This is a genomic window from Nocardia sp. NPDC004711, assembly GCF_053601595.1.
In genome coordinates this window covers 164,356-182,758 of the sequence record NZ_JBSGCB010000019.1, presented here as the reverse complement: position 1 = coordinate 182,758, position 18,403 = coordinate 164,356, and the positions used below count along the sequence as shown (strand labels likewise).

19 protein-coding genes are annotated in these 18,403 nt (G+C 68.6%); 6 read left to right on the top strand and 13 right to left on the bottom strand.

The genetic code is table 11. The features are described 5' to 3' along the window. Positions 1 to 301 precede the first annotated feature (301 nt). From ACWEKS_RS21265 to ACWEKS_RS21255, 3 genes are all read left to right on the top strand, one after another. Complete coding sequence (locus ACWEKS_RS21265) at positions 302 to 475, top strand: hypothetical protein (protein ID WP_452341679.1); 174 nt, start codon at positions 302 to 304, stop codon at positions 473 to 475. Positions 476 to 597: 122 nt separating this feature from the next. Then, positions 598 to 2,430: an ArnT family glycosyltransferase gene (locus ACWEKS_RS21260; RefSeq protein ID WP_452341678.1), complete on the top strand. Its 1,833-nt coding sequence runs from the start codon at positions 598 to 600 to the stop codon at positions 2,428 to 2,430. 53 nt (positions 2,431 to 2,483) lie between these two features. Then, the gene (locus ACWEKS_RS21255; protein ID WP_452341677.1) at positions 2,484 to 3,350 is read left to right on the top strand and encodes an SDR family NAD(P)-dependent oxidoreductase; all 867 of its coding nucleotides are present in this window, start codon (positions 2,484 to 2,486) and stop codon (positions 3,348 to 3,350) included. A 62-nt stretch (positions 3,351 to 3,412) separates the two neighbouring features. On the opposite strand, the gene ACWEKS_RS21250 is transcribed toward ACWEKS_RS21255, so the two are convergent. Together ACWEKS_RS21250 and ACWEKS_RS21245 are read right to left on the bottom strand one after the other, a co-directional pair. Next, the gene (locus tag ACWEKS_RS21250; RefSeq protein WP_452341676.1) at positions 3,413 to 4,051 is read right to left on the bottom strand and encodes a DUF4386 family protein; all 639 of its coding nucleotides are present in this window, start codon (positions 4,049 to 4,051) and stop codon (positions 3,413 to 3,415) included. Between the two features lie 12 nt (positions 4,052 to 4,063). Beyond that, positions 4,064 to 4,993: an NAD-dependent epimerase/dehydratase family protein gene (locus tag ACWEKS_RS21245; protein WP_452341675.1), complete on the bottom strand. Its 930-nt coding sequence runs from the start codon at positions 4,991 to 4,993 to the stop codon at positions 4,064 to 4,066. Positions 4,994 to 5,143: 150 nt separating this feature from the next. Between ACWEKS_RS21245 and ACWEKS_RS21240 the strand changes: the two genes are divergently transcribed. Beyond that, positions 5,144 to 5,845 carry a TetR/AcrR family transcriptional regulator gene (locus ACWEKS_RS21240; RefSeq protein ID WP_452341674.1) on the top strand — a complete coding sequence of 234 codons (702 nt, stop codon included), beginning with the start codon at positions 5,144 to 5,146 and terminating at the stop codon, positions 5,843 to 5,845. Between the two features lie 157 nt (positions 5,846 to 6,002). Here ACWEKS_RS21240 and groL read toward each other — a convergent pair whose 3' ends face one another. The 10 genes from groL to ACWEKS_RS21190 all read right to left on the bottom strand — a co-directional run bounded on the left by groL (position 6,003) and on the right by ACWEKS_RS21190 (position 15,725). Further along, positions 6,003 to 7,625 carry a chaperonin GroEL gene (gene groL / locus ACWEKS_RS21235; RefSeq protein ID WP_354843619.1) on the bottom strand — a complete coding sequence of 541 codons (1,623 nt, stop codon included), beginning with the start codon at positions 7,623 to 7,625 and terminating at the stop codon, positions 6,003 to 6,005. A 225-nt stretch (positions 7,626 to 7,850) separates the two neighbouring features. Next, a complete protein-coding gene (locus tag ACWEKS_RS21230; protein ID WP_071343351.1) occupies positions 7,851 to 8,153 on the bottom strand; it encodes a hypothetical protein in 303 nt (100 codons plus the stop codon). Positions 8,154 to 8,260: 107 nt separating this feature from the next. After that, positions 8,261 to 9,016, bottom strand: a complete 756-nt coding sequence (locus ACWEKS_RS21225) for a Clp protease N-terminal domain-containing protein (RefSeq protein ID WP_452341673.1) — start codon at positions 9,014 to 9,016, stop codon at positions 8,261 to 8,263. A gap of 66 nt (positions 9,017 to 9,082) precedes the next feature. After that, entirely contained in the window at positions 9,083 to 10,165 is a 1,083-nt protein-coding gene (locus ACWEKS_RS21220; RefSeq protein ID WP_452341672.1) for an NAD(P)/FAD-dependent oxidoreductase, read from the bottom strand. A gap of 126 nt (positions 10,166 to 10,291) precedes the next feature. Beyond that, positions 10,292 to 11,194, bottom strand: a complete 903-nt coding sequence (locus ACWEKS_RS21215) for an RNA polymerase sigma-70 factor (protein ID WP_452341671.1) — start codon at positions 11,192 to 11,194, stop codon at positions 10,292 to 10,294. Positions 11,195 to 11,337: 143 nt separating this feature from the next. Beyond that, positions 11,338 to 11,775 (bottom strand): hypothetical protein, encoded by a 438-nt coding sequence (locus ACWEKS_RS21210; RefSeq protein WP_452341670.1) that lies wholly within the window; start codon positions 11,773 to 11,775, stop codon positions 11,338 to 11,340. Between the two features lie 113 nt (positions 11,776 to 11,888). Beyond that, entirely contained in the window at positions 11,889 to 12,242 is a 354-nt protein-coding gene (locus tag ACWEKS_RS21205) for a UBP-type zinc finger domain-containing protein (RefSeq protein ID WP_452341669.1), read from the bottom strand. A gap of 17 nt (positions 12,243 to 12,259) precedes the next feature. Then, a complete protein-coding gene (locus tag ACWEKS_RS21200) occupies positions 12,260 to 13,729 on the bottom strand; it encodes an ATP-binding protein (protein WP_452341668.1) in 1,470 nt (489 codons plus the stop codon). A gap of 10 nt (positions 13,730 to 13,739) precedes the next feature. Then, the gene (locus ACWEKS_RS21195; protein ID WP_452341667.1) at positions 13,740 to 15,413 is read right to left on the bottom strand and encodes an FAD-dependent oxidoreductase; all 1,674 of its coding nucleotides are present in this window, start codon (positions 15,411 to 15,413) and stop codon (positions 13,740 to 13,742) included. A 108-nt stretch (positions 15,414 to 15,521) separates the two neighbouring features. Beyond that, positions 15,522 to 15,725: a hypothetical protein gene (locus ACWEKS_RS21190; RefSeq protein ID WP_364619699.1), complete on the bottom strand. Its 204-nt coding sequence runs from the start codon at positions 15,723 to 15,725 to the stop codon at positions 15,522 to 15,524. Between the two features lie 261 nt (positions 15,726 to 15,986). Here ACWEKS_RS21190 and ACWEKS_RS21185 point away from each other — a divergent pair, with 261 nt between their 5' ends. Then, positions 15,987 to 16,445, top strand: coding sequence for an SRPBCC family protein (locus ACWEKS_RS21185; protein ID WP_452341666.1), 459 nt, complete (start codon positions 15,987 to 15,989; stop codon positions 16,443 to 16,445). Positions 16,446 to 16,460: 15 nt separating this feature from the next. After that, positions 16,461 to 17,159 (top strand): SIMPL domain-containing protein, encoded by a 699-nt coding sequence (locus ACWEKS_RS21180; RefSeq protein WP_452341665.1) that lies wholly within the window; start codon positions 16,461 to 16,463, stop codon positions 17,157 to 17,159. Positions 17,160 to 17,201: 42 nt separating this feature from the next. On the opposite strand, the gene ACWEKS_RS21175 is transcribed toward ACWEKS_RS21180, so the two are convergent. Beyond that, complete coding sequence (locus ACWEKS_RS21175) at positions 17,202 to 18,230, bottom strand: beta-ketoacyl-ACP synthase III (protein ID WP_452341664.1); 1,029 nt, start codon at positions 18,228 to 18,230, stop codon at positions 17,202 to 17,204. Positions 18,231 to 18,403: the final 173 nt, after the last annotated feature.

The following is an 18,403-nucleotide window of genomic DNA, read 5'->3' as shown; positions in this document are numbered from 1 at the left end:
TCATCAGGCGCTCCTCGTCCAACCTCGTTTCCCAGGCCCTTGGGGCTCCGGGTCGGTGTCCGTGTCGCTCTGACCTGGAATAAGTTACGTGTTGCTACGAACAGAAGTCAAATCGGCTGGTCAGAGGGGCAATTCACGCAATTCGCACACTCTCGCTCTTGCGACCCATGGTCGGGTGGACGACCTTGGTGGTGTGTACGTCTGCGATTGGTCGATTACCAGTTCTGTTGTCGACGAGTTCGCGGAACGAGTTCCCGGCCATAAAGAAACCGACTGGCGTGTTAGTTGGCTGCCGGGCCGATTGTTCACCCGCGCCCAGGCGCTGGCCGCCATCGAATTGGCCGAACTCCTCTTCGACCCAGCCCGCCCCGCGGACGCCGACATCCACGCCACCATCGCCGCGACCGCCGCACAGCTCGGCGTCCGGCCCATCGATGTGGCCGTCACCCTCTCGGCACGACACCCCAGCCGCTGACCCCACCGCTGTCCACCCCTCGGTGGGCCCGGATACGCCGGGCGGACGATTCCCGCCGGAAGCCCTCCGCCCACGGGTGGAATTCCTTTGACACCCACCGGGAACGGGCCGAAATTGGGGCTGTGACAGGGGTAATCGCACGTCCCGAACGATCCGGAACAGACTGGTCACGATGGTTGCGGGGCCCGGCCGACCAGCCACGCTGGGCCCGGCCCGCTCTGCTGGGCATCGCCGTCACGGCCGGGGTCCTCTACGCCTGGGGCATCAGCTCGCAGACACCACACCTCTATTACTCGGCCGCCGCCCGCTCGATGAGCATGAGCCGGCACAACTTCTTCTACGCGGCCTTCGACCCGGACGCGACCATCAGCATCGACAAACTGCCGGGCGCGATCTGGATCCAGGCGCTGTCGGTACGGGTATTCGGGCCGCACACCTGGGCGTATCTCCTACCTCAGGTCATCGAGGGCGTGCTCACTGTGCTCGTGCTCTACCGCGCGGTGCGGCGACTGTCCGGTCCGTACGCGGCCCTCGTCGCGGCAGCGGTCGCGGCCCTGGCGCCGGCGGTGGTCGCGCTCGATCGCGGCAATATCTCCGACACCCTGCTGATCCTGCTGCTGGTGCTGGCCGCGGACCAGGCGGCGGCCGTGATCGTGTCGGGGCGGGTGCGGAATCTGGTGTGGTGCGGGCTGTGCATCGGCCTCGCCTTCCAGGCGAAGATGGTGCAGGCCTGGTTGATCGTCCCGGCGCTGGCCGTGGCGCTGCTGCTCGCCGCGCCGAGAAGCGAACTGCGACAGCGCATCACGGGTCTGGCCTGGTTCGGCGCGACCACGCTGGCGGTGTCGCTGAGCTGGATGACAGTGGTCAGCCTGGTGCCCGCCGGGCACCGGCCGTACGTGGACGGCAGCCACCACAACTCGCTGTTCGAGCAGGTCTTCGTCTACAACGCGGCCAGCCGCACCAATGACGGATTCAGTGTGGGGTCGGCCAACTTCACCACCGGTGGCGAGGGCTCCGGATACCGCGCGGAGCTGGTGCTCGGGCCGGACAGCCGGTTCGACCATCTCTTCGGAGGCGGCGGCGGTCGCGAGACCGGGTGGTTGATTCCGCTCGCGCTGGTCTGCCTGATCGCCCTGGCCTGGGCGGCCCGGCGGCGGCCGCGCACCGACCGCGAGACCGCGGCGCTGGTGCTGTGGGGCGGCTGGCTCGTGGTCCACTTGGCGATCTTCCTGGTGATCGGGACGGTGAACCCCTACTACCTGGCGGTGCTCGCACCCGCGATCGCGGCCCTGATCGGCATGGGGGCCCAGGCTTTCCGCCAGACGGATGATCGCCGGGTGCGTGGGCTGGGGTTAGCCGCCGTGGCCGCGACCGCCGGGTACGGCTGGTGGCTGTCCGCGGCCGCGCCCGGCTGGGTGCGGGCCGGGCTCGTGGTCGTCACCGTGGTGCTCGTCCTGGCCGCGCTGCGCGTCCGCGAATCATTGGCAACCGCACTGCTACTCGTCGCGGCGCTCGCCGCGCCGACGACGGCCGCGGTCGCGGTGGTCGCCGACGGATACGGTCCGCTGGACACCCCCTATGAATCGGCGCAGGCCCGGCAGGTCACCCGGGGCTTCATGGCCTCGGCCCTCACCTCGGCCCGGGAACTCGATGCACAGCTCGCGAAAACGCCCGGCCACCCGCGATATCCGCTCGTCACCTTCACCTCCGCGCTGGCCTCGCCGTTCATTGTGAGCAGCGGCCGGGAGGTGCCGGCCATCGGCGGCTTCACGGGCGCGGCCCCGGTGCCGACCACCGCCGAGGTCGCCCGCATGATCGAGGCCGGCGAGGTCGGACTGGTCCTGGTGACACCCGCGGACGACGCCCGTGTGACCTGGATCCGGCAACACTGCCGCGCACTGCCCGGCGGCGGGGACGGCGCCGCGGTCCTCGCCTACACCTGCGCCCGCCACTGACAGCTGAACCGAAACAGTCCCGAATCACTGTGCGGCACTTAGCATCACTGACCATGCAGGACATCAGCGGGCTGATTCACAAGATCAAGCACGGACTCGACACTCAGGTGAGCGTCGCGCGGCTGCGGCGAAACCGCACCCTCGCGGAGGCCGCGGCCGGACGCACCGTCCTGATCACCGGCGCCTCCTCCGGCATCGGACGCGTCGCCGCCGCCCAACTCGGCGCGGCCGGAGCCACCGTGCTGCTGGTCGCCCGCCGCGCCGAGGAACTCGAACAAGCCCTCGCCGATATAGAGGCCGCGGGCGGCAAGGCCGTCGCCTACCCCTGCGACCTCAACGACTTCGACGCCCTCGACGCCATGACCGCCACCGTGCTCGCCGACCACGGCCACGTCGACATCCTGGTCAACAATGCCGGCCGCTCCATCCGCCGCTCGCTCGACCAGTCCTACGACCGCTTCCACGACTACGAACGCACCATGCGGCTCAACTACTTCGCGGCCGTCCGCCTCATCCTCGCCTTCGCGCCCGGCATGCGGGACCGGCGCGACGGCCACATCATCAACATCCTGTCCCTGGCCAACCTCTACGGCGGCCCGGGCTACGCGGCCTACGTCGCATCCAAGGCCGCCCTCGACTCCCTGAGCACCAGCCTCCAAGCCGAAACCCACACCGAGAACGTGCGTTTCACCTCCATCTACCTCCCGCTCGTCCGCACCCCGATGATCGCTCCCAACGCCGTCTATCAGAACGCCGACGCCCTCACCCCCGAAGAGGGAGCGCAGATCATCTGCGACGCCATCATCGATCGGCCGCGGCGACTCGCCCCGGTCATGGGCCGAGTCACCGCGCTCCTCGACAGCGTCCTGCCCGAACACGCCGACGGGATCCGCAGCGCGCGCTTCCGGCAAGGCATGTGACCAGCGCCCCGGGGACACCGTCACGCGGACCGGCGGCCCCACAGTGCGGCCAGGGCCAGCAGCTATCCGCTCCACAGCACGTACCCGGCGAAATTCGCCTGCTGCGCGCCCGGCACCCGCCACGGAGCCACCACCCCGGCCAGGACCAGGGCCGCCGCCACTGTTCCGAGCACCTCGAACCAGCGCGGAAAGCCCCGGTGCCGCAGAGCCGATGCCGCCAGCACCGTCCAGGCGGCGGTCAGCGCATAACCGCACATCTCACCGAGCGCCGTACCCAGCAAGCGATTCCAGAACTCGAATTCCGAGGCGGCGGAGCCACTTCCGGACGCGGCGCGCTCCGCGAGACCCGGCGCCGGCAGCGGCCAGCGCAGCAGGCCGGCGGCCTGCACCACGCCCGCCGCGACCCCGGCACGCACCGCCCAGCGCATGCGCGCCGAATCATCGCGGCGACCGGCCAGCAGCGCGATCGGAACGAGCAGCAGCGCGCCGAGCGCGAGCACGGAGAACCACGCGACCACCGCGGACTCGTGCGCCCGGAACAACGCCAGCACCTCCGCGCTGGGACGGGACAGGACACGCGGATAGTCGAATACCGCGCCCAAACCCGCGAACCCGGCATTCATGCACACGACTGCCACGACGATCGGAACCCGCGGCAGCAGCGCCGTCCTGCCGGTGGAGGATTTCGTGAGGGTGGACATGACGGGCTTCCTTCACGGGTGCACGGCGGGCCGGGCGTCCAGGGTGGCGCGGACGGCATCCGCGAGCGGCGTCGGGTCGAGGCCGAAGTGCATGGTCGCGGCGCTGGAGTCCAGGACGAAAGGGCGGTCGAATTGGTAACGCAGTTCCCGCATTTCGCGGGCATCGGGTACGAACAGGCCGACCGCCCAGAGCAGGGCGGCGGGCATGCGGCCGACCCGGGCCGACGGCGCGCCGGCCAGCGACGCGGTCAGATCGGCCAGGGCGCGGACCGACAGCGGTGGCGGCGTCGGGACGTGCCAGGCTCGGCCCCAGGCGGTTTCGTCATCCGCGACGGCGACCAGCAGGCGGGCCACGTCCTCGGTGGCGGTCCAGCTGTGCGGGGCGTCCGGGTCCGCCGGGACCAGGGCGCGCTTGCCCGCGAGCACCGCGGGCAGCACCAGCACGCTGAAGGCCGAGGTCGCGTTCGGGCCGAGGTAGTCCGAGCCGCGCACCTCGGCGGTGCGAATGCGACCGGCCCGGTGGGCGGCGAGCTGCTCGGACCACATGTCCGCGCGCACCCGGCCCTTCACCGAATTCGGCCGCAGCGGATGCGATTCGGTGACCGGACCGTCGAATTCGCCGTAGCCGTACAGGTTTCCGACGGTGATCAGGGCCGCACCGGAAAGCTCGGCGGCGGTCAGGACGGCGCGATGCAGGGGTGGGAAATCCTGCGGCCAGCGGTGATACGCGGGCTGGGCGCACTGGTACAGGGCGGTGGCGTCCGCGCAGTGGGTCAGCAGGGCTGCCGGGTCGGCGGCGTCGGCGGCGATGCGCTCGATATTCGGGTGGCCGGGGCCGGAGCCGCCACGGGTGACGATGCGGACATGGTCACCTCGCGCGGCGAGCAGTCGCGCGGTGGCCGTGCCCACCGGGCCCGCTCCGATAACGACGTGCAGGGACATGGGGTCCTCGATCCTGTCGGATGTGGATAAGTCGAGAACACTGTTCTCGCCCTGTCGACGGTAGAAGCGCACACCGTTTCCCGTCAAGAACACTGTTCTCTCATACGCCTGCCGTTCTCCGAACGGTTGCCTGTTCTCTACACTGCGGATATGTCCGCCGGATCCCTGCGTGCCCGCGTCCGCACCGAAATGATCGAAGAGATCAAGGCCACCGCGCGCAAGCGGCTGGCCACCGACGGCGCGAACCTGTCCCTGCGCGGCGTCGCCCGCGACATGGGGATCGTCGCCTCCGCGCTCTACCGCTACTTCCCCAGCCGCGACGACCTGCTGACCGCCCTCATCCTGGACAGCTACCGATCCCTCGGCGCGGCCGCCACCGCGGCCCAGGCCAACGCCCCCGCGAACAACGAACGCGCACAATGGCTTTCGGTGTGCGCATCGGTCCGGGACTGGGCCGTCGCCAACCCCACCGAATACGGGCTCCTCTACGGCAGCCCCATCCCCGGCTACGACGCTCCCAAGGACACTGTCGGCCCCGCCGCCACCGTCGTCATGCTGCTCGCCGGCATCGCCGCCCACGCCGCGACCGCCGACCGCCTCCACCCCGCACCCCTGCCCACTCCCCTCCCCGCCCCGGTACGCGCGGACCTGCGCACCCTCATCGAAGAGCAGTCGTCCGACCTCCCCGAAGAAGTCCTCGACCGCGTATTCCTGGCCTGGACACAGCTTTTCGGCCTGATCACCTTCGAGATCTTCGGCCGCCTCGACGGCACCATCGAAGCCGTCGCCGACTACTTCACCCACCACATGAACCTCATGGCCGACCTCGTCGGCCTCCCCGCCGAAAGCTGATCCGGCACAAGCGAATCGGCCTGTGCGCCACCATCACACGCCTGGGCCCGGCCACCGCGTGCCGATCGCCGCCCCCTTCCCCGCACATGGCCGAGGGCCCGGCCACCGTCCGGTGGCCGGGCCCTCGTTCTTCAGATGTGTTGCCGGAAGGCAGGACTCAGAAGTCCATGCCGCCCATGCCGCCGGTCGGGTCGCCCGCGGGGGCGGCCTTCTCCGGCTTGTCGGCGACGACGGCCTCGGTGGTCAGGAACAGGGCCGCGATGGAGGCCGCGTTCTGCAGGGCCGAGCGGGTGACCTTGACCGGGTCGGCAACGCCGGCGGCCAGCAGGTCGACGTACTCGCCGGACTCGGCGTTCAGGCCGTGGCCCGCCGGGAGGTTCGAGACCTTCTCGGCGACAACGCCCGGCTCCAGGCCGGCGTTGAAGGCGATCTGCTTCAGCGGGGCGGACAGCGCGACGCGGACGATGTTCGCGCCGGTGGCCTCGTCACCCGACAGGGACAGGGCGTCCAGGGCCGGGGCGGCCTGCAGCAGCGCCACGCCACCACCGGCGACGATGCCCTCTTCGACGGCAGCCTTCGCGTTGCGGACGGCGTCCTCGATGCGGTGCTTGCGCTCCTTGAGCTCGACCTCGGTCGCGGCGCCGGCCTTGATCACGGCAACACCGCCGGCCAGCTTGGCCAGGCGCTCCTGCAGCTTCTCACGGTCGTAGTCCGAGTCCGAGTTCTCGATCTCGGTGCGGATCTGCGCGACACGGCCCTTGATGGCCTCCGGGTCGCCCGCGCCCTCGACGATGGTGGTCTCGTCCTTGGTGATGACGACCTTGCGGGCGGTGCCCAGCAGCTCCAGACCGGCGGTCTCCAGGGAGAGGCCGACCTCTTCGCTGATGACCTCGCCACCGGTCAGGATGGCGATGTCGGCCAGCATGGCCTTGCGGCGGTCACCGAAGCCCGGGGCCTTGACGGCGATGGACTTGAAGGTGCCACGGATCTTGTTGACGACCAGGGTCGACAGGGCCTCGCCCTCGACGTCCTCGGCGATGATCAGCAGCGGCTTGCCGGCCTGGATGACCTTCTCCAGCAGCGGCAGCAGGTCCTTGACGGTCGAGATCTTCGAGCCGACGAGCAGGATGTACGGGTCCTCGAGGACCGCTTCCTGACGCTCCGGGTCGGTCACGAAGTAACCGGAGATGTAGCCCTTGTCGAAGCGCATGCCCTCGGTCAGCTCCAGCTGGAGGCCGAAGGTGTTGCTCTCCTCGACGGTGATGACGCCTTCCTTGCCGACCTTGTCCATGGCCTCGGCGATCAGCTCACCGATGGACGAGTCGCCCGCCGAGATACCGGCGGTGGCAGCGATCTGCTCCTTGGTCTCGACCTCCTTGGCGGTGTCGAGCAGCTTGGCGGTGACGGCCTCGACGGCCTTCTCGATGCCGCGCTTCAGGCCGAGCGGGTTGGCGCCGGCGGCCACGTTGCGCAGGCCCTCACGGACCAGCGCCTGGGCCAGCACGGTGGCGGTGGTGGTGCCGTCACCCGCGACGTCGTCGGTCTTCTTCGCAACTTCCTTGACGAGCTCCGCGCCGATCTTCTCGTACGGGTCCTCGAGCTCGATTTCCTTGGCGATGGAGACACCGTCGTTGGTGATGGTGGGGGCGCCCCACTTCTTCTCCAGCACCACGTTGCGGCCCTTGGGGCCCAGGGTCACCTTGACAGCGTCGGCGAGGCTGTTCAGGCCACGCTCGAGTCCGCGGCGAGCCTCTTCGTCGTACGCAATTGTCTTGGCCATTGCGTTGAGATCCTCCAGATCAGGGGATTGGCATGATCTGGTCAGGTTCGGTGCCCGCGACGGACGACCCGGCTCATTTGGTCAAATACAGCCCGGTCTCACCGTTTCCGACCTAGCACTCGCAGGTGCGGAGTGCCAAATCCCTTTTTAGCACTCGCCATAGACGAGTGCAAGGTTGGGGAGATGGCCGCACGAGTCCTCTCGGCGGCCCGGATCCCACGAGGACTACGAGAAGTGGGAGCGGTCGTCTACGCGCAGCAGCAGGGCGATCAGGGCGTCGGTACGACGTTCCTCCGGAGTCCGCGGCTCGCCGTGTTCGACGGTGACGAGTTCGGCATCCTGGAGGAGGAGTTCGGCTTCGATTCGCATGATGGCCCGGATGAACGGTGGCGCGACCTCGGGTGGGAGGTCTCCGTTCACGATGTAGCCGCCGTCCGGCGTGTCCTCGGTGGAGACATAACTGAGCGCGCGCAGCAGATCGGCGCGCTTTTCCCCCGCAACTAGGTCGGAACCCTCGTCGCCCGCCATTCCACAATCGTATCTGCCGCATCATGCACACCAGGGGACCCGGTGACGCGGGGATGATCGCGAGCCCTACATCACCAGGTCGGCAGCATGGTGGAGCGACACGCCGACTACTGCGTGTCGGGGGCGGGTGCCGTGACGCCGGGCACCGGCAGCGAGCTCAGCAGGTCCGCGATATCGGCCTGCACCGAGTCCTTGTCCAGACCCAGGCCGGACAGGATGCCCGCGCCGTTCTCCTGGTCCAGCAGGGCGAGCAGCAGGTGCTCGGTGCCGATGTAGTTGTGACCCAGTCGCAAGGCCTCGCGGAAGGTCAGCTCGAGGGCCTTGCGGGCCTGTGCGTCGAACGGGATGAGCGCGGGCACCGGTTCGCCGGTGGCGGCGGGGAGGGCGGCCGTGGCCACCCGGCGGACGGCGTCGCCCGAGACGCCCTTGGCCTCGATGACCTTCACCGCGAGGGATTCCGGCTCGGCCAGCAGGCCCAGGATCAGATGCTCGGGACGGGTTTCGAGATTGCCGACGGCCCGGGCCTCCTCCTGGGCGGCCATCACCACGTGGCGGGCGCGCTGGGTGAAGCGGGCGAACCCGGCATTGGGGTCGAGGGCGGCGACCTGGCCCGGGTCGGCGGGCGCCTTGGGGACGAAGCGCTTCTGAGCGGCCTGCTTGGTCACGCCCATGCTCTGGCCGATATCGGTCCAGGACGCGCCGGAGCGGCGGGCCTGGTCGACGAAGTGGCCGATCAGATGGTCGGCCACCTCGCCGATGTGGTTGCCGAGGACCACGGCGTCGGAGAGCTGTTCGAGGACGTCGCCGGGCCGGGCCTTCTTGATGCCGTCGATCAGATCGTCGAGGCGGATGGAGTTCGTCATGCGTCAACTGTAGGTTGACCACTCCGCAATGGTCAACCCTAAGTTGACGCTAGCCCGGGCGTGGGCTCAGAGCTTCGCCGCCCGGCCCACGGCCCGCACGATCTGCTCCTTGATCCAGGCCGCCGTGCGACCGGTCAGCACCGTGCGGCCATTCGAGTCGTCGGCGTGCATGAACTGGACGACACCGTCGCGACGACCCAGGCTGACGCAGGTCAGCACGAAACGGACCCGATAGGGCGCCGGCGTCTTCCCGCGCACCCGGGCGGCCACCGCCGCACCGATGTACTTGCCCGCGGGCTGCGCGGCCTGGCAGGACATCCGCGCCTCGCGGCCGTTGTGCCCGTGCATGACCGCCGCGTCACCGACCGCGTACACCTCCGGGATGCCCTGCACCCGCAGCTGCTCGTCGACCACGACGCGGTCGCGCGCGTCCACCGGCAGGCCGGAGCGGGCCGCCACCTCTGGCACGGTGAAACCCGTTGTCCAGAGCACGGTTTCGGCGTCGATGCGCTCGCCGTCGACCAGCTCGAGTCCGGCCGCGGTCACCGCCGCCACCTTGGCGACGTGCACGCGGACACCGAGGCGGTCCAGGACGGCGCGAATGTGCGCGGCCGCCTTGGGGATCAGCCAGCCTCCCGGTTCGTCGGCGCTCACCAGCAGGACCTCGAGGTCGGGCCGGGATTCGGCGAGTTCGGTGGCGGTCTCGATGCCGGTGGGGCCGCCACCCACCACGGCGACCCGGCCGGTGAGCGCGGGGATCCGGCGCACATCCTCGGAAGTAGCCACGGTGTGGGCGAATTCGGCGGCGCCGGGCACCATGCCCAGGTCGGCCCGGCTGCCGAGGGCGTAGATCAGCGAGTCGTATTCGACGACTCCGCCGGAGGCCAGTTCGACGCGGCGGGCCGCGGTGTCGATCCGTTCCGCGCGGCCGGCGACGAACTCGATGCCCTTGGCCTCCAGGGTCTTCCGCAGTTCCCAGCGCGGCACGTCCTGACCGGCGGCGACCTGATGCAGCCGCACCCGGTCGACGAATTCGGTGTGCAGGTCGATCACGGTGACCCGCGCGCCCTTCGCCTTCACCGCCTGCCGTGCCGCGGCCAGCCCCGCATAACCCGCGCCCAGTACGACGATTCGATGCTGCCCGGTCATGAGAGTGCTCCTTACCCGGCCCCCGCTCGGTGGCCGACACCCTCTAGACCGGACAGTCCCGCGATCCCTGACAGATTCCGGGCGTGTCCTGCGTCACCTGCGAATTCGCGGGCGCGGAAATAGCCGCTATCCGGCGGTTTCGCCGGTGAGTCGCTGCTCGGCACGCACGAGATAGGCCAGCTTGTCCGGGTTCACCACGAGCTGGAGCGAGGCGATCGAAGGGCCGTCGAACTCGGCGGACACGGTACCCATCACGGTCCCCGCCAGCCGGGCCACGAACGCCGGCGCGGCATTGATCTCCTCGACCGCGAAGGTGAGACCCGGCATCTTCTTGAACAGACCCACCAGGTAGCGGGCCACGTTCGCGGCGCCGACGATGGGCCGCTTGGCCGCGTGGACCTTCGCGCCGCCATCGGCGACGGCGACGATATCGGCGGTGAACATGGCCTCGAGCGCGGCCAGATCACCGGATTGCGCTGCGCTGAGGAACTTTTCGACGAGGTCGCGCGCATGCGCCGGGGCGGGTTCGAAACGCGGGCGCTCCTCGTGCACGCGGCGGGTGGCGCGGCGGTACACCTGCTGTGCATTGGCCTCGGTGAGTTCGAGCATGTCGGCGATCTCGCGGTGCGCGTAGCCGAAGGCCTCGCGCAGGACGAAGACGGCGCGCTCGGTGGGGCTGAGCCGCTCCGCCAGCGTCAGGAAGGCGATCGACACCAGTTCGCGCTGTTCCGCCGATTCCAGCGGACCGAGTTCGCCGTGCCCGGTCGGGACCGGTTCGGGCAGCCAGGGGCCGACGTAGGTCTCGCGGCGGGCGCGGGCCGAATCCAGCCAGGTGCGGCAGAGGTTCACCAGGATGGTGGTCAACCAGGCCTCGGGGGAGCGGATTCCGGCGCGATCGGTGCCGTCCCAGCGCAGGTAGGTCTCCTGCACGGCGTCCTCGGCTTCGGCGGCGGAGCCGAGCATCCGGTAGGCGAGCGCGAACAGGCGCGGCCGATGCCGTTCGAATTCGGCCAGCCCGTTCGCGTCCATCGGTGCCCCAGTTCTCGTCCTACGCAATCGTTTGAGGACGATACGCCTGCCGCCGCGGGCCACCGCGGTGACCACCCGTCACCGGGGTGCGGTCCGCGCCCGCCGAGGAGGCAACGGCCGCCCGGCCGGGAATCGGCGCGAAACTACTTGGGCGCCACCCGGATCGCCACCGCGACCGGCGTATTCGCATACGCCGAGGCCAGGCAGGCCAGTTTGGCGGTACCCAGCGCCACGTTCGGGCTGCCGTCCAGGAACGACCCCGGATTGGCGGCCAGGACCTGGTCGATCACCTGCTTCTCGACGTCCTCGGTGAGGTCGCGGAAGTCACCGCAGGTGGTCTGGGCGCCGGCGGGCGCGGCCGTCTTCTTGGCCGCGGTGGCGCTGGTGGGCGCCTCGGCGGGCGGTTGCACCGGGGCGGCGACGGTGGTGGTGGTGGAAGCGCCCGCGCTGGTGGTTCTGGCCGCAGTGGTGGTCCCGGCCTGCTTCAGGCCGTTCGTATCACTGGATTTGTCCGAACCACAACCGGCGAGAGTCAACGCCATCGCACCGGCGGCGAGGGCGACGATCGAAAGACGCTTCATACCCTGCTTTCCGAACTTTCCGAGAGTGCCAGCACCGGACCGGCCCGGCGCTCGCAGCAGCGTACCCGGCCCCGGCGACTCCCGGTAGAAAAAGTTCCGGCCCGCGGTTTTCGTCAGTGCAGATGCTGCTGCCAGTCCGCGGGCACCCGGCCGCGCGGGCCGGGCACCGGCTGGTCCAGCGGATGCGCGTGCGGCGGCGCGAGTTCCGGGCCGCCCTCGTACATCTCCTTGTTCTCGAAGTTGTAGTACCAGTCCTCACCCGGCTCGAAGCTCTGGATGAAGGGGTGCCCGGTGCTCTCGAAGTGCTTGGTGCCGTGCTGGTTCGGCGACATGTCGCAGCAGCCGATGTGCCCGCACTGCGCGCACCGGCGCAGGTGCACCCACCAGCCGCCGGCGGCATCGCATTCGACGCAACCGGATCCGCTGGGCGCGATGCTGGGGTCGATGCCTTCGATCTGTTGGGTCATCAGTTGCCTTCCGTCGTTTACTGCGCTGCTTCGAGAGTGGACTGCGCTGCGTCGGGAGCGGCTGCCTCGAGCGGCAGTCGGACGATGAAACGCGTATTCCCGGGCTCGGATTCGACCCGGATGTCGCCGTGGTGCTTGTTCACCACGATCCGGAACGAGATGTCCAGCCCGAGCCCGGTGCCCTCGCCGACCGGTTTGGTGGTGAAGAACGGTTCGAAGATGCGGGTGCGGATCTCCTCCGGGATGCCGGGCCCGGTATCGCCGATTTCCACTGCGGCGCAGTCGTTCTCACGATAGGTGCGGACGGTGAGGGTGCCGCGCCCGGACATGGCGGAGACCGCGTTGTCGATCAGATTGGTCCACACCTGGTTGAGCTCGGCGGCGTAGCACGGCACCGGCGGCAGCGCCAGATCGTATTCCTTGACCACCACGATGTCGTCGCCGATCTTGCGGGCCAGCATGACCAGCGTGCTGTCCAGCAGTTCGTGCAGGTCCACCACCTGGAACGGGGCCCGGTCCATCTGCGAGTACTGCTTGGCCGCGTTCACCAGCGAGGAGATGCGGTTGGTCGAGTCGGTGATCTCGTTCATCAGCAGCTCGGTCTCGACCGTGTAGTTGAGCCAGCGCATGGCCGCCTCGAAAACATCGGCGCCGCAACCGGACAGGGTGCCGTGCACCTTCTCCATCCAGTCGATGTCGAATCCCGCCTGCACGAAGTTCGGCGCGATGTCCCAGCCGTTGGCGACGCCGTGGTCCTCAAGCCAGTCGCCCAGCTCGTCCTCGCGGTCGGCGGCCTCCAGCGGCGTCAGGGTCGGGGCCTTGGCGACCTGGGCGGCCGCCTCCTCCTGCAGCTGGGCCAACGCCTCCAGGGTCTCGGAGTTGAACTTGCCGTGCGCCATCATCTTCAGCTTGTGCCGCATGCCCGCGACCCGCTCGCGCAACGAGGAGGTGGCACGCACCGCGGCGGCGGCCGGATTGTTCAGCTCGTGGGTGAGGCCCGCCGAGAGGGAACCCAGCGCCAGCAGCCGTTCCCGCTGGCCGATGCGCTCATTGGCATTGCGGTTGCCGAAGAAGACGCCCTCCAGCAGGTGCAGTGCCATCGGGAACCATTCCTGCATCATCTTCGCGAAGGTGCCGGCGTCCAGCACGAAGAACTTCGACGGCCGGGTCACGTAGAACGACGCGGTATAGGTCTGTTCGACCTTGTCGCCCATGTAGGCCGTCCACGCGCCCGAGTAGGAGCCGACGTGCTCGGTGCGGACGAGCTCGATCTCCTCGCCGCCCGACATCTTGGTCAGCCGCACCTCGCCGTCCATCAGGACGTAGAAGCAGGTGGCCGGGTCGCCCTCGCGGAAAACCATTCCGGGCTCGAACATTTCGACCCGGCCGTCCTTGCACAGCCAGGCCAGCTGATCGTCGTCAAGCTTCTCGAACAGGAACAGCTGCCGCAGTTCGTTCGGGTCGCAGATCAATCGGGTGTTACCCATTCACCTACTCCTACTGTTTCGCGAGCCAGCGGTGCACCAGCATGACGGCCATCGCGCCCTCGCCGACCGCGGAGGCCACCCGCTTCGCCGATTCCGACCGCACGTCGCCGGCCACGAACACGCCGGGCACGCTGGTCTCCAGATGCTGGGGGGGACGAGGTAGCTCCCAGCCCCCGGGCCGTTCGCCCTCGACCATGAGGTCCGGTCCGGCCAGCACATAGCCCTTGTCGTCGCGCTTGACGGTGCCTTCGAGCCAGTCGGTTTCCGGCGCCGCACCGATGAACAAGAACAAACGCTCGGCGTCCACCTTTTCTTCCGTGCCGGCCTCGTTGTTGCGCAGCACGATCCATTCCAGGTGGTCGTCGCCATCGGCGGACACCACCTCGGTACGGGTGTGCACCTTGATGTTCGGGATCTGCGCGATCTGCTGAATCAGGTAGTGCGACATGGACGCTTCCAGCGACGGCCCGCGCACCACGAGGTGCACGGTCCGGGCCCGCCGGGACAGGAACACCGCCGCCTGGCCCGCCGAGTTCGCGCCACCGACGATGTAGACGTCCTTGTCGGCGCAGTCGCTGGCCTCGGTCATGGCCGAGCCGTAGTAGACGCCGCGGCCGGTGAAGTCGTCCACACCGGGGGCCGGGTGGTGGCGGTAGTTGACGCCGGTGGCGATGAGCACCGAGTGCGCCGCGATGCTGCCACCGTCGGCGAACCGCACCACGCGCGCGGAACCGCAGGCCTCGAGGGCCACCACCTCCCGCGCGGTGATCAACTCGGCCCCGAATTTCACGGCCTGCCGGCGAGCCCGGTCGGCCAGCTGCGCGCCGGAGAGGCCGTCGGGGAAGCCCAGGTAGTTCTCGATGCGGGAACTCTGCCCGGCCTGGCCGCCGGTGGCGGTGCGTTCCACCAGCACGGTGCGCAGACCCTCCGACGCGCCGTAAACCGCCGCGCCGAGACCGGCCGGGCCGCCGCCGACCACGATCAGGTCGTAGAAGTCGCTGGAGGCGTCGGTGTTCAGGCCCACGCCCTCGGCCAATTGCGCGTCGGTGGGCATGATCAGCACTTCGCCGCTGGGGTTGATGATGACCGGACACTGGTCCTCGGTGGCATTGGCCGCGGTCAGCAGCCGCGCCCCCTCCGGCTCGTCCACCTGGTACCAGCGATACGGCAACTGGTTGCGCGCCAGGAACTCCCGCACCTCCGAGCAGCGGGCCGACCAGCGGTGGCCCACCACCTTGGTCTCGGTCACCGGCTTGTGCTCGTCCCCGCGCCAGGCCTCCAGCAGGGCGTCGACGACCGGGTAGAGCTTCTCCTCCGGCGGATCCCACGGCTTGAGCAGGTAGTGGTCCAGGTCGACCACATTGATGGCCTCGATGGCGGCATTGGTGTCCGCGTAGGCGGTCAGCAGCACGCGGCGCGCGTACGGGTGCAGGTCCATGGCCTGCTCGAGGAATTCGACGCCGTTCATCCCGGGCATCCGGTAGTCGGCGATGATCACCGCGACCGGGTGGCCGCGCAGTTTCATCTCGCGAAGGGCCTCGAGCGCATCGGCGCCGGACTCCGCCCGCAGAATCCGGTAGTCCGCCCCGTACCGGCGGCGCAGGTCCCGCACGACCGCGCGCGAGACGCCAGGATCGTCGTCGACGCTGAGGATGGCCGGCTTCGCGGCAGCTGGTGAAGTCACCTAACGAGTATGGGCTGACGAGGCAAGACCGCGAAGGCCAGACCGTGCCATGTTCGCGTCAGGCGGAACAGACCTGCGTCCTTGCTCGAACATCCTGGGCACACCGATTCAAATCCGGTGATGCTCAATGAAATCCATCTCGGTAGGGGTGAGCAATCGCTCGAGTCGCTCTTCGAGGTCGCCGTTGGCCTTGCGGCGGAAGCGTTTCGTCGATTTGTCAAGCGTCGGGGACTCCGCATCGGTACCGGACTCTTCAGCGGGGAGGAGTGGGACCGTCTTGGTCTCGAGATGCAGGAGCGAACGCAGGTTCACGGCCGATCACCTCACGTTTCCCAATCGGAAAGCTGGTGGCAGTGTCTGTTGCTTCGTCTATCGACATTGTGCGCCGAGCATTACATTTCGGACATCAACACCTCCAGAATGTGATCTAGTTGATTTTCAATCGCGGAATGAACCGGCGGCACATGCCCATACGTGCAGGTGGGTGTGGTGATCCACACCACGGAGCCGAGGTGATCCACGCCACCCGAACTAGGATGCGTGGTACCGATCGTTACGTCCCCGGAGGCAGCGTTGCCGAAAACTCTCGAAGCCAGCATCGATATCGCGGCAGCACCCGAGCGGGTCTGGAGCGTTGTCGCCGACCTCAAGCGCATTCCCGAGTTCAGCCCGCAGACCCTGCGCATGCAGCCGCTGGGTCGCGTAGTGCACACCGGCACCTGGACGGTGAACCTCAACAAGGCCAAGGGCTACATCTACCCGACCACCTCCCGGGTGGTGCGATTCGAGCCGAATCGCGCGATCGCCTTCCGCATGAACGAGAACCGGACCATCTGGAGCTACACCCTCGAGCCCACCGCCGACGGCGGCACCAAGCTGGTCCAGCGGCGCGACGTCCCCAGCGGCAAGCTGCCCCGGTGGCTGCAGTTCACCATCGACAACGTCTTCGGCGGTGAGCAGCCCTTCGAAGGCGCGCTCGAGGACGGCATGCAGGTGACCCTCGGGAAGATCAAGCAAACCGTGGAGCGCTGAGCGTAGGTTCGGCCTATGCGACGACTGACAGCGCTCTGCGCCGCCACGGCCGGTGTGGCGCTCGTACTCACCGGCTGCGGCAGCTCCGACTCCTCCGGCGACCGCACGGTCACCGTCACCGGTACCGGAAAGGTCCAGGGCACACCGGATGTGCTCAATGCCGATCTGGGCACCGAGGTGAGCGCGGCCGACGTGTCCGCGGCCGTGAACCAGGCCGGCGACAAGGCCAAGGCGATCACCGACGCCATGGTCACGGCCGGGGCCAAGCGCGAGGACATCAAGACCAGCGACCTGTCCGTGCAGCCCACCTACGGCACCGACGGCCACAACATCACCGGCTATCGCGCCACCAACACCATGCACGTGGCCGTGCGGGACCTGCCGAAGGCCTCGGGCATCCTGTCGGCGGCGGTGCAGGCGGGCGGCAACGACACCCGCATCAACTCGGTGGCCTTCGGGCTGGAGGACAACACCAAGCTGCTGTCCGACGCCCGCGCGCGAGCCTTCGACGACGCCAAGAGCCGCGCCGAGCAGTACGCCGGCCTGTCCGGGCTGAAACTGAAGACGGTCAAGACCATCAGCGAAAACGGCAGCGGCACAACGCCGACGCCGAAGTACCGGGACACCGCCCCGGGCGCGGCACCCAACATCACCCTCGAACCAGGCCAGCAGACGGTCACATTCACCGTGACCGTCGACTGGGATATGGGATAGCTCGTCCGCTGCGCGCCGCCTGGTGGCAGCGCGCAGCGGCGCTCACTTCCAGTTCGGCAGCTGGGCCACCTGCGCCGCCCAGGACAACCCCGCACCGAAGGCGATGAGCAGTGCGGTACCGCCGGGTTTGGCGTCGCCCGCGCGCATCATGGCCTCCATGGCCAGCGGGATCGAAGCCGCCGAGGTATTGCCGGCCTCCTCGATGTCATTGGCCAGGGCGCACCGCTCGGGGAGCTTCAGCACCCGCGCCATGATCTCGATGATGCGACCGTTGGCCTGATGCGGGACCATCGCGTCCAGATCGTCCGTGGTCAGGCCCGCCCGCTCGATGGCCTCGCGGCACACCTGCTCCAAAGAGTGTGCGGCCCAACGGAAGACAGCTGTTCCTTCCATGGCGAGGTAGGGCCGGACAGCATCGAGGCCCTTCTCGTCGATCTCGTTGAAGAACTGCAGCCAGTCCTTGTCCTGGCGGATGGCGTGGTGCTGGGTGCCGTCCGATCCCCAGACGGTCGGGCCGATGCCCGGTTCGCTGGAGGGGCCGATCACCACCGCGCCGGCGCCGTCGGCGAAGAGGAAGGCGGTGCCACGATCCCTCGGATTGACCGTGTCCGTGAGCTTTTCCACGCCGATGACCAGCACGTGCCGGGCGGTGCCGCCCTTCACCAGATCCGACGCCATGGCGACCCCGTGGCAGAAGCCGGCGCAACCGGCCGAGACATCGAAGGCGGCCACATTGTTCAGACCGAGCGCAGTGGCGATCTGCGGGCCCGCGGCGGGCGTGAGCAGTAGCCAGGTGGACGTTGCGACGATGACGCAATCGATCTGATCCGCGTCGATCTCCGCTGCTTCGATGGCGTCGCGGGCAGCCGCGGCGCTCATGCTGACGATCGTCTCCTCGGGAGAGGCGAAGCGTCTGTTGCGGATGCCGGAACGTGTCCGGATCCACTCGTCACTGGAATCTATCGGCCCCGCCACCTCGTCATTGGTGACGATTCGCTCCGGCCGGTACACACCGAGCCCGAGCATGGCCGTGTGCTCTGCCCCGTTGATCGAAGCAATTCGAGCAGACATTGGTTCTCTCCTATGTACTGCGTACCGCGCGTCGAACGTGACCTTCATCGGGTTCCTCACCCCCCGCGGACCCACAATGCCGCAGACATGAGGCTCCCTCATCTTAATCGCGATAGCCTCTCATGCCAGTGCTACTGATCACAATCGAGGGGTCAATGCCGGGCGGCGCACCT

Excerpts from the sequence above, each read along its gene's own strand:
- groL (WP_354843619.1), bottom strand. The coding sequence starts at position 7,625 with ATGGCCAAGACAATTGCGTACGACGAAGAGGCTCGCCGCGGACTCGAG.
- ACWEKS_RS21240 (WP_452341674.1), top strand. The coding sequence starts at position 5,144 with ATGTCCGCCGGATCCCTGCGTGCCCGCGTCCGCACCGAAATGATCGAA.
- ACWEKS_RS21250 (WP_452341676.1), bottom strand. The coding sequence starts at position 4,051 with ATGTCCACCCTCACGAAATCCTCCACCGGCAGGACGGCGCTGCTGCCG.
- ACWEKS_RS21230 (WP_071343351.1), bottom strand. The coding sequence starts at position 8,153 with ATGGCGGGCGACGAGGGTTCCGACCTAGTTGCGGGGGAAAAGCGCGCC.
- ACWEKS_RS21225 (WP_452341673.1), bottom strand. The coding sequence starts at position 9,016 with ATGACGAACTCCATCCGCCTCGACGATCTGATCGACGGCATCAAGAAG.
- ACWEKS_RS21200 (WP_452341668.1), bottom strand. The coding sequence starts at position 13,729 with ATGGGTAACACCCGATTGATCTGCGACCCGAACGAACTGCGGCAGCTG.
- ACWEKS_RS21210 (WP_452341670.1), bottom strand. The coding sequence starts at position 11,775 with ATGAAGCGTCTTTCGATCGTCGCCCTCGCCGCCGGTGCGATGGCGTTG.
- ACWEKS_RS21245 (WP_452341675.1), bottom strand. The coding sequence starts at position 4,993 with ATGTCCCTGCACGTCGTTATCGGAGCGGGCCCGGTGGGCACGGCCACC.
- ACWEKS_RS21180 (WP_452341665.1), top strand. The coding sequence starts at position 16,461 with ATGCGACGACTGACAGCGCTCTGCGCCGCCACGGCCGGTGTGGCGCTC.
- ACWEKS_RS21215 (WP_452341671.1), bottom strand. The coding sequence starts at position 11,194 with ATGGACGCGAACGGGCTGGCCGAATTCGAACGGCATCGGCCGCGCCTG.
- ACWEKS_RS21255 (WP_452341677.1), top strand. The coding sequence starts at position 2,484 with ATGCAGGACATCAGCGGGCTGATTCACAAGATCAAGCACGGACTCGAC.
- ACWEKS_RS21205 (WP_452341669.1), bottom strand. The coding sequence starts at position 12,242 with ATGACCCAACAGATCGAAGGCATCGACCCCAGCATCGCGCCCAGCGGA.
- ACWEKS_RS21220 (WP_452341672.1), bottom strand. The coding sequence starts at position 10,165 with ATGACCGGGCAGCATCGAATCGTCGTACTGGGCGCGGGTTATGCGGGG.
- ACWEKS_RS21175 (WP_452341664.1), bottom strand. The coding sequence starts at position 18,230 with ATGTCTGCTCGAATTGCTTCGATCAACGGGGCAGAGCACACGGCCATG.